This window comes from Paramagnetospirillum kuznetsovii (assembly GCF_003284725.1).
Taxonomy (GTDB): Bacteria; Pseudomonadota; Alphaproteobacteria; order Rhodospirillales; family Magnetospirillaceae; genus Phaeospirillum; species Phaeospirillum kuznetsovii.
Genome location: NZ_PGTO01000001.1, coordinates 318,633 through 334,567, shown reverse-complemented (window position 1 = coordinate 334,567; position 15,935 = coordinate 318,633). Strand labels below are relative to the sequence as shown.

At 63.6% G+C, this 15,935-nt stretch carries 14 protein-coding genes; 5 read left to right on the top strand and 9 right to left on the bottom strand.

Features of this window, described 5'->3' with window-relative positions:
* The first annotated feature begins 37 nt into the window (after window positions 1-37).
* Window positions 38-346 (top strand): hypothetical protein, encoded by a 309-nt coding sequence (locus CU669_RS01560; protein WP_112142033.1) that lies wholly within the window; start codon window positions 38-40, stop codon window positions 344-346.
* Window positions 343-1,827, top strand: coding sequence for a phage terminase large subunit (terL, locus tag CU669_RS01555; RefSeq protein ID WP_112142032.1), 1,485 nt, complete (start codon window positions 343-345; stop codon window positions 1,825-1,827). The genes CU669_RS01560 and terL overlap by 4 nt, the downstream gene beginning before the upstream one ends.
* 73 nt (window positions 1,828-1,900) lie before the next feature.
* On the opposite strand, the gene CU669_RS01550 is transcribed toward terL, so the two are convergent.
* Entirely contained in the window at window positions 1,901-2,497 is a 597-nt protein-coding gene (locus tag CU669_RS01550) for a hypothetical protein (RefSeq protein ID WP_112142031.1), read from the bottom strand.
* A 69-nt stretch (window positions 2,498-2,566) separates the two neighbouring features.
* Window positions 2,567-3,145 carry a hypothetical protein gene (locus CU669_RS01545; RefSeq protein WP_112142030.1) on the bottom strand — a complete coding sequence of 193 codons (579 nt, stop codon included), beginning with the start codon at window positions 3,143-3,145 and terminating at the stop codon, window positions 2,567-2,569.
* A gap of 39 nt (window positions 3,146-3,184) precedes the next feature.
* Between CU669_RS01545 and CU669_RS01540 the strand changes: the two genes are divergently transcribed.
* Window positions 3,185-4,795 (top strand): hypothetical protein, encoded by a 1,611-nt coding sequence (locus CU669_RS01540; protein ID WP_146747639.1) that lies wholly within the window; start codon window positions 3,185-3,187, stop codon window positions 4,793-4,795.
* A gap of 26 nt (window positions 4,796-4,821) precedes the next feature.
* Window positions 4,822-5,265, top strand: coding sequence for a hypothetical protein (locus CU669_RS01535; RefSeq protein WP_239988471.1), 444 nt, complete (start codon window positions 4,822-4,824; stop codon window positions 5,263-5,265).
* A 191-nt stretch (window positions 5,266-5,456) separates the two neighbouring features.
* On the opposite strand, the gene scpA is transcribed toward CU669_RS01535, so the two are convergent.
* The 4 genes from scpA to CU669_RS01515 form a co-directional block, all read right to left on the bottom strand.
* Window positions 5,457-7,607, bottom strand: coding sequence for a methylmalonyl-CoA mutase (scpA, locus tag CU669_RS01530; protein ID WP_112142027.1), 2,151 nt, complete (start codon window positions 7,605-7,607; stop codon window positions 5,457-5,459).
* 132 nt (window positions 7,608-7,739) lie between these two features.
* A complete protein-coding gene (gene can, locus CU669_RS01525) occupies window positions 7,740-8,396 on the bottom strand; it encodes a carbonate dehydratase (protein ID WP_112142026.1) in 657 nt (218 codons plus the stop codon).
* Window positions 8,393-10,384, bottom strand: coding sequence for an acetyl-CoA carboxylase biotin carboxylase subunit (locus tag CU669_RS01520; protein WP_112142025.1), 1,992 nt, complete (start codon window positions 10,382-10,384; stop codon window positions 8,393-8,395). The genes can and CU669_RS01520 overlap by 4 nt, the downstream gene beginning before the upstream one ends.
* Window positions 10,385-10,496: 112 nt before the next feature.
* On the bottom strand, window positions 10,497-12,029 hold the full coding sequence (locus tag CU669_RS01515; RefSeq protein ID WP_112142024.1) for an acyl-CoA carboxylase subunit beta: 1,533 nt from the start codon (window positions 12,027-12,029) through the stop codon (window positions 10,497-10,499).
* A 177-nt stretch (window positions 12,030-12,206) separates the two neighbouring features.
* Here CU669_RS01515 and CU669_RS01510 point away from each other — a divergent pair, with 177 nt between their 5' ends.
* A complete protein-coding gene (locus CU669_RS01510; RefSeq protein WP_112142245.1) occupies window positions 12,207-13,631 on the top strand; it encodes a helix-turn-helix domain-containing protein in 1,425 nt (474 codons plus the stop codon).
* A gap of 56 nt (window positions 13,632-13,687) precedes the next feature.
* Here CU669_RS01510 and CU669_RS01505 read toward each other — a convergent pair whose 3' ends face one another.
* The 3 genes from CU669_RS01505 to CU669_RS01495 form a co-directional block, all read right to left on the bottom strand.
* Complete coding sequence (locus CU669_RS01505) at window positions 13,688-14,152, bottom strand: response regulator (RefSeq protein WP_112142023.1); 465 nt, start codon at window positions 14,150-14,152, stop codon at window positions 13,688-13,690.
* Window positions 14,153-14,271: 119 nt separating this feature from the next.
* Window positions 14,272-15,063 (bottom strand): DUF4197 domain-containing protein, encoded by a 792-nt coding sequence (locus CU669_RS01500; RefSeq protein WP_239988470.1) that lies wholly within the window; start codon window positions 15,061-15,063, stop codon window positions 14,272-14,274.
* 2 nt (window positions 15,064-15,065) lie between these two features.
* Window positions 15,066-15,899: a hypothetical protein gene (locus CU669_RS01495; protein ID WP_112142022.1), complete on the bottom strand. Its 834-nt coding sequence runs from the start codon at window positions 15,897-15,899 to the stop codon at window positions 15,066-15,068.
* Between the last annotated feature and the right edge of the window lie 36 nt (window positions 15,900-15,935).

Sequence of the window (15,935 nt, the reverse complement as noted above, 5' to 3'; positions counted from 1 at the left end):
GGGGTTTTTTTGCCCCCCTCATCACAGGAGACCAAGCATGGCCGAGGATCTCGCCGGTCTGCGCCACCGGCTGGCCGCCAGCCTGCCCGGCCGCATCGCCGCCGCCCTGGCGGGCTACGAGGAGTTCACCGGCGCCGAGCCGCCCAGCGACGCCAAGGGTTTCGCCGCCTGGCATGCCGCCGCCAAGGCGGCGCTGGCCCATGTGGATCTGCTGGTCAAGCTGGCGCGCTGGGCGGAAGGATCGTCCGACTCCGCCGAGGACGGCGACGGGGTCGAGCGCCTGCTGTCCCAGGCCCGCGCCGCTTTGGACGCCCTGGACGACGACGAGCCGGAGGAGCAGACATGAAGACCGCCAATTTTCCCGAATTCGTCTGGGTGTGGAACCAGCGCCAAGGCCTCGGCACGCCGCACCATCAGTTGCGCATGGCGCGCTGGCTGGCGGCCCGCTGGCACGGCCGCGAGCGTGAACTGCTGCTGATGGCGTTCCGCGCTTCCGGCAAGTCCACCATCGTCGGCCTGTTCTGCGCCTGGGTGCTGGCCTGCGATCCTGATCTGCGCATCATGGTGCTGGCCGCCGATCTGGCCCTGGCCAAGAAGATGGTGCGCAACGTCAAGCGCATCATCGAGCGCCACCCCCTGACTCCCGGCCTCAAGCCCAAGCGGCGCGACCAATGGGCCGCCGACCAGTTCACCGTCAACCGGCCGGGCGAGTTGCGCGACCCGTCCATGGTGGCCAAGGGCATCGGCGCCAATATCACCGGCTCGCGGGCCGAAATCGTCATCTGCGACGACGTCGAGGTTCCCAATACCTGCGATTCGGCGCCAAAGCGCGCCGATCTGCGCGAAAGGCTGGGCGAGATCGACTATGTGATGGTGCCGGGTGGCACCCAGCTTTACGTGGGCACGCCGCATTCCTTCTACACCATCTATGCCGACCGCCCCCGGCTGGAAAGCGGCGAGACCCGTCCTTTCCTCGACGGTTTTTCCCGCCTTGAACTGCCGCTGATCGACGGCAAGGGTCGTTCGGCCTGGCCCGAGAGGTTTCCCCTTGAACGCATCGGCGCCATTCGCAAGCGGTCCGGCCCCAACAAGTTCGACAGCCAGATGATGCTGCGCCCGGTCAATATCGCCGATGGCCGCCTGGACCCCGACCGGCTGCGCTTCTACGAGACCGAGCTGGCCTATGCCGAGGGCAATGGCGTGCCGCTGCTGAGCCTGGGCGAGCGCCGCATGGTCTCGGTCTCTTGCTGGTGGGATCCCGCCTATGGCGCGCCGGGCAAGGGCGATTCCTCGGTGGTGGCCGCCCTGTTCACCGATGCCGAGGGCTTCTACTGGCTGCACCGAATCCGCTATCTGGAACACGACCCGGCGCGCACCGATACCGACGAGGCCACCCAGCTGTGCCGTCAGGTCGCCCAATTCGCCGCCGAGCTGCATCTGCCCGCGGTGCAGTTGGAAACCAATGGCCTGGGCCGCTTCCTGCCCGGCCTGCTGCGGCGCGAACTGGCGGCGGCGGCGGTGAGCTGCGCTGTGATCGAGATCACATCGAAACGGGCCAAGGACCAGCGCATCGTCGACGCCTTCGACGCGGTGCTGGCGGCCGGAGCGCTGCACGCCCACCGCAGCGTCTGGACCACCCCCTTCATCGCCGAAATGCGCGAATGGCGGCCGGGGAACAAATGCCGCGACGATGGTCTGGATGCCGTCGCCGGTTGTCTGCTGTCCCAGCCGGTGCGGTTGTCGCGGCCGCTGGCCAGGCAGACCCGCGAGGCCGACTGGCGCCCCGGAACCGGCGGTGTCGTCGCCCCGGCGGAGTTCGATCTGTAACTCGGTTGGCGGAGGGTCCTGACGGAAACGGAGAAGGTCGCCCCGGATTGGGTGGCGTGAGGGGGCGGTCACATCATTGGATCGGCCGCCAATAGTTGCATGGCTGACTCCAAAAGCGACTACCCTCGCCGAAAAATGGCGAAAGCTCGGTCAATGTCCTGAATGTGGGATTACATGATTTGGAATTTCGCCAAATTTGTCGGGCGGTCTGGTCGTCGTCATCCCAGGAGAAGCCTGCAACGTCCTTCTTGTCAGGCGAGCATTTGTGAAGCCGGAACGCCGATAGATCTCTATCGCTAAAGCCCCCTTCGGGGTGCAACAAGACGAAATGGAAGTCTTCGTCATAGCGGTGGCCGTCTATTGTCCTGGGCGCGGCTCGCGTCATCAGCAGTACGTAAAATGCCGTTTCCTCGACCACACGATAGAAGGTGGGGAGATAGGGATTCTTTTGGGCATAGCTGATCCGGCCATTGGCATGCACGGTCATCCGCCCTTCCTCAATATACAGACCATCATTGCACTGGGGATCCCACTCCCCCAGGAAGCCTTTCATGCCGACATTGCCGGGAATAGGCGGCCAATCGGAACTGCCCGGCTTATTCCACTCCGCCGTCCAGGCAGGCCCTGCGGCGAGCACCAAAACCACCGTCAACACCGCGAGCCATCGCATTGGCTTGCCTCCACCGCCACGACAATCAAAGGATAGTATCATGGATGCTAATCTCTTCCAGCGGATGGGTTATCGGATCGGCCGATCATAATTACAGGGCTGGTCCCAGCCGCGCACGCCCTCACCGAAAAACGGTTCACGCTCGGTCAGTTTCCTGAGTGCGGGATTGCAGGACTTGGACCCCTGCCAAACCCGACGGGCGCCCTGGTCGCCATCATTCCAGGAAAAGCCGCTCAGCTCCTTCTGTTCTGGCCAACATGTATGAAGCCGGAGCGGGATGGGATCGCCAAACTTCCCTTCCGGACGGAATATGGCGAAGCCGAAGCTTTCCCCATATTTGCCCACAGGCGGCGACCGCACCATCAAGAGCACATAATACGCCGTTTCCTCGATCAGCCGGTATTGCGTGGGAAGATAGGGATTTTTCAGGGCGTAGCCGATCCGCCCATCGGCATGCACGGTCATCCGCCCATTCTCTAGATACGCCCCATTATTGCACTGGGGGTCCCACTCCCCCAGGAAGCCTGTCATGCCGACATTGCCGGGAATAGGCGGCCAATCGGAACTACCCGGCTTATCCCACTCCGCCGTCCAGGCAGGACTGGCGGCGATCACCAGGATTGCCACCAACACCACGAGCCATCGCATTGGCTTGTCTCCCCATCAGATCAACCAATGGAGAATATCATGGATGCCAATCTCTTTCAGCGCATGCGTCAGCACATCATCTTAAACGAAGGCACGAGTCCCGCCTCCTATCGCGATAGCGCCGGACTGCTCACCGCCGGTTACGGATTCAAGGTCGATAATGCCGACACCTTCGCCAAACTGCCCTTCCAGGTCCGGGACGGCCAAAGCGGCGAGATGCGGCCCGCCACCGAGGATGAGAAACGGGCCGAATTTGACCGCATCAACTCACTTCCCCAGAAACAACTGGATGGTGAGGTTAAGGATGGCAAAGCCTTCATCCTGACCAAATCCGACATGGATAGCAAACTGGCCTCGGAGATCGCCGCCCGCGAGGCGAAGATCAAGACCGAGGTCGGCGCCGCCAATTGGGAGCGTCTGTCCGATGGCCAGAAGACCGCCGTGCTCGACGTGCATTACGCCAATGGCAGCCTGGCGGAGTTTCCCAAGCTGAAACAGGCCATCAAGGACGGCAATGCCGAGGTGATCGGCAAGAACGTCGATTTTCACAGCAAGGATGATCAGGAGCGGTGGACTTACAACACGAAGCGCCTCGCCCGTAACCGCGCCGAGGCCCAGGGCATTTCCGAAGCGGACGCCAAGCGTTCGGTGGATGCCGATCTGAAAAACGGCAATCTGCGTCCCGGCTACAAACCATCCGACAAAACCTCCGATGCCTCGGATATGGACCAGAACCCATCCATCGGCGGCCTCGCCAACGAAGCGGAACAAACGGCCAGCGCCGACCCCCGCATCGCCGCCCTGCGCGAGCGGGCCGCCGCGCCCATCCTTGACCCTGCCCGCTCAGTGTTGCTGAAGCCGGTGGAGAATTGGACCGAGGGCGAGATGAAGGACGTGCTGCGCTCCGCCGGGGAGGATTTCACCGGCTGGAAGTCGGGCGATCCGCTGAAGGCCCATCTGTACGAGCGGGTCCAGGACTGGCACACCACCCATTACGGCGATGGCGAGCAGCAATATGACGGCGGCAAGCCGGTGGAACCGCGGGCGATCCGCCCCATTCCCGACGAGTCCTTCGCCCCCGTCACGCCCCAGGGCGAGGATCTGTGGCAGGCCTCCGCCCGCATGGGCGACACACTGGCCAAGGCCGCCGAGCGTGATGGCTACGGCAAGGCGGTCAAGGGGCTGCAGCGCGGCCTCAACCTGCTCAACGACGCCAATCCGTTGCCGGAACGCTCGCCCGCCTGGGGCGACTACACCAAACAGCCGCCCCTGGCCGAGGACGGCGATTACGGCCCCAAGACCGATTTCGCCCTCAAGGACGTGCTGTCCCGCCATGGCGCCGCCAAGGCCGATGACGCAATGGCGCTGGGGCGCTTCGATATCTTCGCCAAGGAGGCCAAGGCCAAGGGCTCCGCCGACGGTCTGGATCAGGCCACCAAGGATGTCTTCGGACCGCTCTACAACGGCTCCGACGCCCCCAACGGGGTGTTGCAGGCGACGCTGAACAAGCTGGGCGGCAACGGTGGGCCGCCCCTGACGGAAGACAATTGGATCGGCCCCAAGACCACCGAGTCCTTCGCCCAGGTCATGGACACCACCGACCCCACCGACTTTACCCGGAGCCTCGGCTCCAATCTCGGGCTGCTGTGAGCGGCCCCCAACCACAGGAGAATATCATGGGTGGATTTGCAGCGTTTATTCCCATGGCGGTGGCTGCCGCCAGCTCTATCGCCAGTTCCGTTCAAAAGGACAATGCCGCCTCCGACGCCGCCGATGCCCAGGATCAGGCGGTCGAGCGGCGCAATCAGATGATCGCCGCCCAGCAGGAACAGCAGGAAAAGCAGCAACGCGATCTGCTGGACCAGCAGCAGGCCACGGCGCGGGCCCAGATGGGCGCCTGGGGCGTTGGCGGCGACGGCGGATCATCCGACGCCATCTTGCAGGGCATGGCCCAGAACGCCGCCGATTCCATCAACGCCGGTAACCAATTGGCCCAGTTCCGGATGGATCGCAATTCCCTGGGCGGATCGAGCGCGCGTGGTTCGTCCAACCTGCTCGACCCCAATATGCTCAACAACGGTCTCAGCGTGTTCCAAAGCTTCTACGGCGGTGGTGAATGAGAAAATCCCCCGGAGAGAACTCCGGGGGATTGAGTTGAGTTATTCATGTCCCTCAAACGCCGGGCGCCGCCTCCGGCGGCTTGGCTTTCGCGCCATGGGGCGCGCCGGGCTTTGCCCGCAACTCCGAGCCCATGGGCTCGTCGGTTTCATGTCCCTCAAACGCCGGGCGCCGCCTCGCTTCCGCGCTCGGATCAGGCGGCCTTGCCGCGCTTCTTCAACAGTTCCAGGATCTCGGCCGCCGCCGTCGGGATATTGGTGCCGGGGCCATAGACCGCCGCCACCCCCGCCTTGTAGAGGAAGTCGTAATCCTGGGGCGGAATGACGCCGCCCGCCACCACCAGGATGTCACCGGCGCCCTGCGCCTTGAGATCGGCGATCAGGGCGGGGATCAGGGTCTTGTGGCCGGCCGCCAGCGACGACGCCGCCACGATATGGACGTCGTTTTCCACCGCCTGGCGGGCGGCTTCCTCCGGGGTCTGGAACAGCGGTCCGATATCCACGTCGAAGCCGAGATCGGCGAAGGCGGTGGCGATCACCTTGGCGCCGCGATCATGGCCGTCCTGGCCCATCTTGCACACCAGGATGCGGGGGCGGCGGCCCTCGGTTTTGGCGAAGGCGTCGATATCGGCCTTCAGCTTGGCGAAGCCCTCGTCGCCCTGATAAACGCCGCCATAGACGCCGGAAATGGTACGGTTGACGGCGCGGTGACGGGTGAAGCTGGTTTCCAGCGCGTCGGAAATCTCGCCGACCGTGGCCCGCGCCCGGGTGGCATTGACCGCCAGTTCCAGCAGATTGCCGGTGCCAGAGGCGGCGGCGTCGGACAGCGCCGCGAGCGCCGCCGTCACCTTGGCGGCATCGCGCGAGGACTTGATCTGGTTGAGACGGGCAATCTGGGCCTCGCGGACCATGGCGTTATCCACGTCCAGGATCTCGATGGCGGTCTCTTCCTTGGGTTGGTACTTGTTGACGCCGACCACCACCTCGTCGCCGCGATCGATACGGGCCTGGCGGCGGGCGGCGGCTTCCTCGATGCGCATCTTGGGCATGCCGGATTCCACCGCCTTGGTCATGCCGCCCAGTTCCTCGACCTCGCAGATCAGCTTCCAGGCTTCCTCGGCCAGGCTGGCGGTGAGGCTTTCCACGTAATAGGATCCGGCCAGCGGATCGACCACATGGGTGATGCCGGTCTCTTCCTGGATGACCAACTGGGTGTTGCGCGCGATGCGGGCCGAGAACGGGGTCGGCAGGGCGATGGCTTCGTCCAGCGCGTTGGTGTGCAGGCTCTGGGTGCCGCCGAGCACCGCCGCCATGGCCTCGATGGTGGTGCGGATGACGTTGTTATAGGCATCCTTCTCGGTCAAGGAGACGCCCGAGGTCTGGCAATGGGTGCGCAGCGCCATGGAGGCCGGATTGGTCGGATTGAACTGCTTGAGCATGCGCGCCCACAGCAGGCGCCCGGCGCGCAGCTTGGCCACTTCCATGAAGAAGTTCATGCCGATGGCCCAGAAGAACGACAGCCGCCCGGCGAAATCGTCGATCTTCAACCCGCTGGCCAGGGCGGTGCGGACATATTCCAGACCGTCGGCCAGGGTGAAGGCCAGTTCCTGGACCGCCGTCGCCCCGGCTTCCTGCATGTGGTAGCCGGAGATGGAGATGGAATTGAACTTGGGCATGTTCTTCGAGGTGTAGGAGATGATGTCCGACACGATCCGCATGCTGGGCGCGGGCGGATAGATATAGGTGTTGCGGACCATGAACTCCTTCAGGATGTCGTTCTGGATGGTGCCCGACAGCTTATCCTGGGACACGCCCTGTTCCTCGGCGGCGACGATATAACCGGCCAGCACGGGGAGCACGGCGCCGTTCATGGTCATGGACACGCTCATCTTGTCCAGCGGAATGCCGTCGAACAGGATCTTCATGTCTTCCACCGAATCGATGGCGACACCGGCCTTGCCCACGTCGCCGACCACGCGGGGATGGTCGCTGTCATAGCCGCGATGAGTGGCCAGATCGAAGGCCACCGACAGGCCCTGTCCCCCGGCCGCCAGATTGGCGCGGTAGAACTTGTTGGACTCTTCCGCGGTGGAGAAGCCCGCATACTGACGGATGGTCCAGGGCCGGAAGGAATACATGGTGGCGCGCGGCCCGCGCGTGAAGGGCGGGAAGCCGGGCAGGCTGCCCAGATGGTCGAGGCCTTCCAGATCGGCGGCGGTGTAGAGCGGCTTGACCTTGATGCCTTCCGGCGTCTCCCAACTCAGCGTCTCGGGCGAGGCGCCCTTGAGATCCTTGGAGGCCAGCGCGTCCCAGTCGGCAAGGGTCTTCTTGGGAAACTCGCTCATCTTTATCTCCTTTATTGCCCTCAATCGCCGGGCGCCGCCTCCGGCGGCTTGGCTCTCGCTCGCACGCGCTCGCGGGGCCTCAATGGCCCAGTCGCGGCGCTCCAATTCCACATACCATCAACCGCTGGAGCGCTAAAACGCGCCGCGCATCAGATAGGACGCGCCCAGCTCATCCAACGACTTCAACCCGGCCACCACCGGTCCCAGCGGCCGCACCAGCCCGTCTTCCAGGCCGTAGACCCATGAATGCACCGCCAACTTCTGGCCCCGCCGCCAGGCGTCCTGGAGGATAGGCGTCCGGCACAGATTGCGCACCTGCTGCATGACGTTCAACTCGCACAGCCGGTCCACCCGCGCCGATTCCGTGGGCAGGATGTCCAGTTCATGACGATGACGCTCGCAGACATCGCGCACCGGCCTGATCCAGTGCTCGGCCACCCCCAGACGCATGTCCTGAAGAGCGGCCCGCACGCCGGAACAGCCGTAATGGCCGCAAACGATGATATGCTTCACCTTCAGAACGTCCACGGCGAATTGCAACACCGACAACCCGTTCAAATCGCCATGCTGGACCAGATTGGCCACATTGCGATGAACGAACAGCTCGCCCGGTTCCAATCCCACGATCTCGTTGGCGGGAACGCGGGAATCGGCGCAGCCGATCCAAAGATATCCCGGGGTCTGCTGCTGGGCCAAATGGGCGAAAAAGCCCGGCTTGGTGCGCTCGACCTCTTCGGCCCAGGCACGGTTATTGGCCAGCAGACGATCGACCCCGAAGACCTTGGTCATCCGGCGAACTCGACGATCTTCTGATCGACGGCCAGGGAATCACCGGCGGCGGCGTGGATCTTGGCGACCTTGGAATCCCGTTCCGCCTTGAGGATGTTTTCCATCTTCATGGCCTCGATGACGGCGATGGATTCACCGGCCTTGACCTCCTGGCCCTCCTCGACCAGCAGCTTGACCAGCAGGCCGGGCATGGGCGAGAGCAGATACTTGCTCATATCCGGCGGCGCCTTGAAGGGCATCAGGCGGTGCAGCTCGGCGGTCCGGCGGGTCAGCACCCACACCTCGGCCTGGACGCCCGAATGGGACAGGCGGAAGGAAACGCCGGTACGGTCCACCTGGACGCAGACCATGCGGCCATCCACATTGGCGCGGATCAGCGGATCGCCGATCTGCCAGTCGGTCTTGACCTCGATGGCCTCGCCGCCGACCACCACGGCATAGCCGCCCGGGGCCGGATGGATGTCGACGTCGTGATAGACGCCGCCCAGCAGCACCGTCCAGTGCACCCTCGGCTTCATCTCGTGGCCAGGGAACTGGCCGGAGATCTTGTGGTTGCGCTCGACGATGCGCCGCTTCATGGCGGCGGCCACCGCGATCAAGGTGGTGGGATCGTCCGACGGCAGATCATCCGACGAGAAGCCGTTGGCATATTCCTCGGCGATGAAATTGGTGGTCAGCGCCCCCTTGACGAAGCGGTCCTTGGCGAACAGCGAGGCCAGGAACGGGATATTGTGGGTGACGCCGCGGATGTAATACTCGTCCAGCGCCTGGCGCATATGGGCGATGGCGGCCTCGCGGGTGGGTCCGTAGGTGATCAGCTTGGCGATCATGGGGTCGTAGAACATGCTGATCTCGCCGCCTTCATAGACGCCGGTATCCACCCGCACATGGTTGGTTTCGGTGGGGGGCTGATAGCGGGTCAGGCGGCCGGTGCTGGGCAGGAAGCCGCGGAAGGGGTCTTCCGCATAGACGCGGGCTTCCATGGACCAGCCGGTCAGCTTGACGTCGTTCTGGGTGATGGACAGCTTCTCGCCATAGGCGACGCGGATCATCTGTTCCACCAGATCGAGACCGGTGATCTTTTCGGTGACCGGGTGCTCCACCTGCAGGCGGGTATTCATTTCCAGGAAGTAGAACTCGCCGGTGGCGCCGCCGACGATGAATTCCACCGTGCCCGCCGACTTGTAGTTCACGATCTTGGCCAGGGCGCAGGCCTGCTCGCCCATGGCCTTGCGGGTTTCGGGGGTGAGGAAGGGCGAGGGCGCCTCCTCGATGACCTTCTGGTGGCGGCGCTGGATCGAGCATTCGCGCTCGCCCAGATACAAGGTGGTGCCCTGGCCGTCGGCCAGCACCTGGATCTCGATATGGCGCGGCTGTTCGATGAACTTTTCCACGAAGACCCGGTCGTCGCCGAAGCTGGTCTTGGCCTCGTTGGTGGCGCTGGTGAAGCCCTCATGGGCCTCGGCGTCGTTCCAGGCCAGACGCATGCCCTTGCCGCCGCCGCCCGCCGATGCCTTCAGCATCACCGGATAGCCGATCTCCTTGGCGATCTTGACCGCCTCGTCGGCGTCCTTGATGACGCCCAGATAGCCGGGAACCGTGTTGACGCCCGCCTCGCGGGCCAGCTTCTTGGATTCGATCTTGTCGCCCATGGCGAAGATGGCATGGGCGTCGGGGCCGATGAACTTGACGCCCGCCTTGGCCAGGGCTTCCTGGAAGTCGCGCTTCTCGGACAAGAAGCCATAGCCGGGATGAACCGCCTCGGCCCCTGTGGCGACGCAGGCGGCGACGATCTTCTCGATCACCAGATAGCTTTGCGCCGAAGCGGCCGGACCGATATGCACCGCTTCGTCGGCCATGGACACATGCAGCGCGTCCTTATCGGCATCGGAATAGACCGCCACCGTCTTGATGCCCATCTTCTGGGCGGTCTTGATGACCCGGCAGGCGATTTCGCCGCGATTGGCGATCAGAATCTTCTTGAACATCAGTCTATCCCCTCATTGGAGAGCCGCGCCCGGCGCGAAGAGTTTATTTTAAGTCCACGAATGAACACAGATGATGTCTTATCTATTCGTGTTCATTCGTGGATAAATCCCATTACAACGGAATGTTGCCGTGCTTGCGCGTCGGCCGTTCCAGCTTCTTGTCCTTCAGCATGGCCAACGAGCGGCAGATCCGCTTGCGGGTCGAATGGGGCATGATGACGTCGTCGATGAAGCCGCGATGCCCGGCGATGAAGGGATTGGCGAATTTCTGTCGGTATTCCTCGGTCCTGGCGGCGATCTTGTCGGCATCGCCGATATCGCCCCGGAAGATGATCTCCACCGCGCCCTTGGGGCCCATGACCGCGATCTCCGCCGTCGGCCAGGCGAAGTTGACGTCGCCCTTCAGATGCTTCGAGCTCATGACGTCATAGGCGCCGCCATAGGCCTTGCGGGTGATCACCGTGATCTTGGGCACGGTGCATTCGGCATAGGCGTAAAGCAGCTTGGCGCCGTGCTTGATGATGCCGCCGTATTCCTGGGCGGTGCCGGGCAGGAAGCCGGGCACATCCACGAAGGTCAGGATCGGGATGTTGAAGCTGTCGCAAAAGCGCACGAAGCGCGCGCCCTTGATGGAAGAGGCGATATCGAGACATCCCGCCAGCACCATGGGCTGGTTGGCGACGATGCCCACCGTGCGGCCTTCCATGCGGGCGAAGCCGACGATGATATTGCCGGCATAGCCCGGCTGCACCTCGAAGAAATCCGCCTCGTCCACGACCTTGAGGATCAGCTCCTTCATGTCGTAGGGCTTGTTGGCGTTGTCGGGGATCAGCGTGTCCAGGCTCATCTCGATGCGCTCGGGATTGTCCGAGGTCGGGCGGAACGGCGGCTTCTCGCGGTTGCTGGCGGGCAGGAAATCCATGAAGCGACGCAGCTGCAACAGCGCGTGCACATCGTTCTCGAAGGCCAGATCGCAGACACCGGATTTGGTGGAATGGCTGATGGCGCCGCCCAACTCTTCCGCCGTCACCGTCTCGTGGGTCACCGTCTTGACCACGTCGGGACCGGTCACGAACATGTAGGACGAGTCCTTCACCATGAAGATGAAGTCGGTCATGGCCGGGGAATACACCGCGCCGCCGGCGCAGGGGCCCATGATCATGGAAATCTGCGGCACCACGCCCGAGGCGTCCACATTGCGCTGGAACACCTCGGCATAACCGGCCAGCGAGGCGACACCTTCTTGGATGCGGGCACCGCCCGAATCGTTCAGACCGATCACCGGCGCCCCCACCTGGACCGCCTTGTCCATGATCTTGCAGATCTTTTCCGCATGCGCTTCCGACAGCGAGCCGCCGAACACCGTGAAATCCTGGCTGAACACGAAAACCAGGCGACCGTTGATGGTGCCGTAACCGGTCACCACGCCGTCGCCCGGCGTCGTCTGCTCCGCCATGCCGAAGTCGTGGCAGCGATGCTCGACGAACATGTCCCATTCCTCGAACGAGTCGTGATCCAGCAGCAGCTCGATGCGCTCTCGGGCCGTCAGCTTGCCCTTGGAATGCTGCGCCGCGATCCGCTTCTCGCCGCCGCCAAGCCGGGCGCGCTCCCGCTTCTCCTCAAGCTGGCGAATGATCTCGTGCATTTCAGCATACCTCCGATTGGGACGACTAACAGGTCGATGCTGTCATATTCGCAAAGCCCCCTGGGAAGCAACAACAAGCCGCTGGAAAAGGGCGGTGATGCGAACGGATTCGCAACGTCGCATTGTGAATTTGCGAATCTTGCGAAGGGGGCCGGGGGGCTGTATAAGCCTAAGGCCATGAGCAAGAAGCTGTTTCTCGGTTATAAGCTGCGCCGCCTGCGGGAGCAAAAGAAGCTTTCGCAGGCGGCCCTTGCGGTTTTGCTGGAGGTCTCTCCCAGCTATCTCAATCAGATCGAGAACAACCAGCGGCCGCTGACGGTGCCGGTCTTGCTGCGCATCGCCAAGGTGCTGGACGTGGATCTCGCCACCTTGGTGGAGGACGAGGAATCCCGTCTGGTGGCCGATCTGCGGGAAGCCATGAATGATCCGGTGTTCGGCAGCGGCAATATCGGCCTGTCGGAATTGCGCAATGCCGCCTCGGCCTCGCCGGAACTGGCGAAAAGGGTGCTGACCCTGTATCAGGCCTTCCGCCAGTTGGACGAGCGCCTGCAGTCGCTGACCGAGAACCTGTCGGCGGCCACCGGCGAGGAGCGGGGCAGCAATCCCCATTTCCCCTACGAGGAGGTCCGCGACTTCTTCTACTACTGCAACAACTATTTCGGCGGTCTGGACGAAGCGGCGGAGCAGCTGGTGGAGAAGGAAGGCTTCCGCCTCGGCCAGATGCACAACGATCTGGTGGCCTATCTGGAAAGCCGCCACGGTGTCCGGGTCCGGGTCAATGCCGAGGATGAAGGCACCGGCATGCGCACCTTCGACCCCGTCAGCGGCTCGCTGTCGCTGTCGGCGCTGTTGTCGGTGCCGTCGCGCACCTTCCATCTGGCCCATCAGGTGGCCTTGCTGGCCTATCAGGATGCCATCGAGGAGGTGGTGACCGGCGCCAAGCTGGCCTCCGACGACGCGCGCTCCATCTGCCGGGTCGGTCTGGCCAATTATTTCGCCGGTGCCCTGGTGATGCCCTATATGGCCTTCGCCGGACAGGCCCGGGCCTTGCGCCACGATATCGAACAGTTGCAAAGCCGCTTCGGCGCCAGCTTCGAGCAGGTCTGCCACCGGCTGTCCACCCTGCAACGCCCCGGTGCCCGCGGCGTGCCGTTCTATTTCGTCCGGGTCGACATGGCGGGCAACATCACCAAGCGCCACTCGGCCACCCGCTTCCACTTCACCCGATTCGGCGGCGCCTGCCCGCTGTGGAACGTCCACGAGGCCTTCGCCCAGCCCGGCAAGATCCTGGTGCAGTTGGCCCGCATGCCCGACGCCATTTCCTATATCTGCATCGCGCGCACCGCGTCAAAGCGGGGCGGATCCTACCTGAAGCCCGACCGCCAGTTCGCCGTCGGCCTGGGTTGCGAGATCGCCTATGCCAACGAGGTGGTCTATTCCGCCGGCCTGGACCTCGCCCACGAACAGGCCGCCGTGCCCATTGGGGTCAATTGCCGCATCTGCGAGCGCGACAATTGCCGCCAGCGCGCCTTTCCCCCCATCGGCAGCCATATCAGCGTCGACGAGAACAACCGCAGCTTCGTGCCCTATCTATTTTCCTAGACATGCGTCACGTATGACGCGCGGCTCTCTCGGCCGAGGGACAAACATAAACCGGATCAGCGGTGGGGCTGGGCGGAGGTCATGGCCTGCGCCGCCATGTCGGTGGGCTGCATGGTCTGACCGTAAATATCGCCGTGCTGCGTCAGCGCCTTGTCCACATGCCGTTGCAGGGACGACGCCGAGATGGGCTTGCGCAAAAAGCCCGCCGCGCCCAGTTGACTCGCCTGGGCGACAAGGCTCTCGTTGGCTTCGGCGGACAGGAAGATCACCGGAGCGACACGCACCAGATGTTTTCTTTCGGCGTTGAGGGTCTGAAGAAACACCATGCCGTCCACCGGCCGCATCTCCGGTTCGCAGATCACCACATGGGGCCAAAGGGAGGCATAGGATTCCAGCCCGGCGGCGCCGTCGACCGCTTCGGCGATCTTGCGGATTCCCATGGCCCGCAACACCCTGACGGTCATCGTCCGCGAAAATGGCTTGTCGTCGATAACAAGCGCCCTGATCTCGCTGTACATCATGGCATATCATCCTGAGGTCGTCCCAGCAATGAAGACACAATGAACAACGTCACACAACTAGACCAACGGCCTAATTATATTTGTTTTAATTGTATTTCCATAAAATTTTATGGGCTTTATTACTTCCCGAACACCTTCTTCAGGAGATCGGTGGACCGGCTTGCCGGGTTGGTCCGGATATCGGCTTCTTCCCGACCCAGATAGCTGAAAATGCCGCCCAGCGCCTTTTCCAGAACATGGTCGGTCAGCATGCCTGGTCCCGATTGCAGGGCGCCGCCGATCATGGGAAGGGTCTTCGCCGCCCCCGCCATGGCGTTGTAGGACTGCACCGCGCCGGACTGGGAGACGGTCTGATCCACCACCGGCCGCATGGCGGTCTTAAGATCGGGCGTCATGGTCTTCTTGAAATACTGGGTGGCGGCATCGTTGGGGCCATTGAGGATGCCCTTGGCGTCGTCCAGCGTCATCTTGCCGACCGCGTCGAAGAAGATCTGCTTGGCCTGGGGGGTGGCCGCCTCGGCGGCGCGGTTGAGCTTCAGCTCAAGATCGTCCACCAGACCCGACTGGCCCGCCATGGCAAGGCCCTTCTTCACCGTCTGCAGCTTGTCGGGCAGCGGAATATGCACCAAGGAATCGGCGTTGAAGCCGTCGGCGCGGCCCAATTGGCCGGTGACCTTCTCGGCGGCGGTGCGCAGCGCCTCCTTGAGACCGGAACCGATCTCCGAGGTGGACAGGCCGGCACCCAGCGACCCGGCCGAACCGCCGCCGCCCGCCCGTTGCTCCATCTGGTCCTTGAGCATGCCCTTGCCCAGATCCATCAGCCCGCCCTGAGCCTGAACGGAGGGGGCGAAAATGGGGGCGGCCAGCATCATCGTCGCGGCAATGGCGACGGCTTTCACGGCATGGGACATGATCAAGCCTCGAGCAGTTGGAGGATATTGCCGTCGGAGCCGAAACAGGCGGCGGTCAGCGCGCCCCCTTGGCCCGACCCGGAATCCAGGGTGGCGATATGGGGACCGAGCACGACGCCGCGATGGCGGCGGTCCGAGCCGCGCACCACCAGCTTGTAGCCGGGGTAAGGCTCCGCCATGTCGGCGAAGTCCGAGGATCCCCACCAGAACGCGTCCATCTGCGCCGACAGCGGCCGGGTCGGGTCCAGCCCGGCATGGGTGAACAACAACTGGCTGTCGTCGGTGAAGGCGGCATGCTTGAGCACGCTCATCAAGGTGGTGTGACCATCATAGGCGCGCATGTTCTGGCGCAATTGCCCGGTCCAGCGGGTCAGCGCCAGGATGCCTTCCTTCACGCAGATCAGCGCTTCGTCCACATTGCCGCCATAGGCGGCGATGGTGGAGCCGATGCCGTGATCGACCATCCACCGCAGCACCTCGGCCGGATTGGGGGCGAATTGCAGTTGCAGCAGCTTTTGCCACATCTCTTCCTGAGCGCCGCGCAGATAGACCACGTCGTCCAGTTCGACCCCGGGCATGGCAATGAAGCGACGGCGAAAGCTCAGCAGTTCATCGACGGTTTCCAGCACCGCCGAGCCATAGCCGAGATAATCACCCAGATAGACCAGTTGATCGCCGGGCTTGCACTCGGCGGCCAGACGGCCGTGCAGGGCATGCAGGCGGCCATGCTCGCCGCGAATGGCGGCGACCGCCCAGATGCGTCCGCCGCCGCGCAGGGTGGCGAAGATATTGGGTTCGGTTTGGCTGGTGGACGGCCTGTCGGCTTCCGCGTTCATCTTGCTGCTCGGGTTTCCCGCCGGGCGCACATGGTT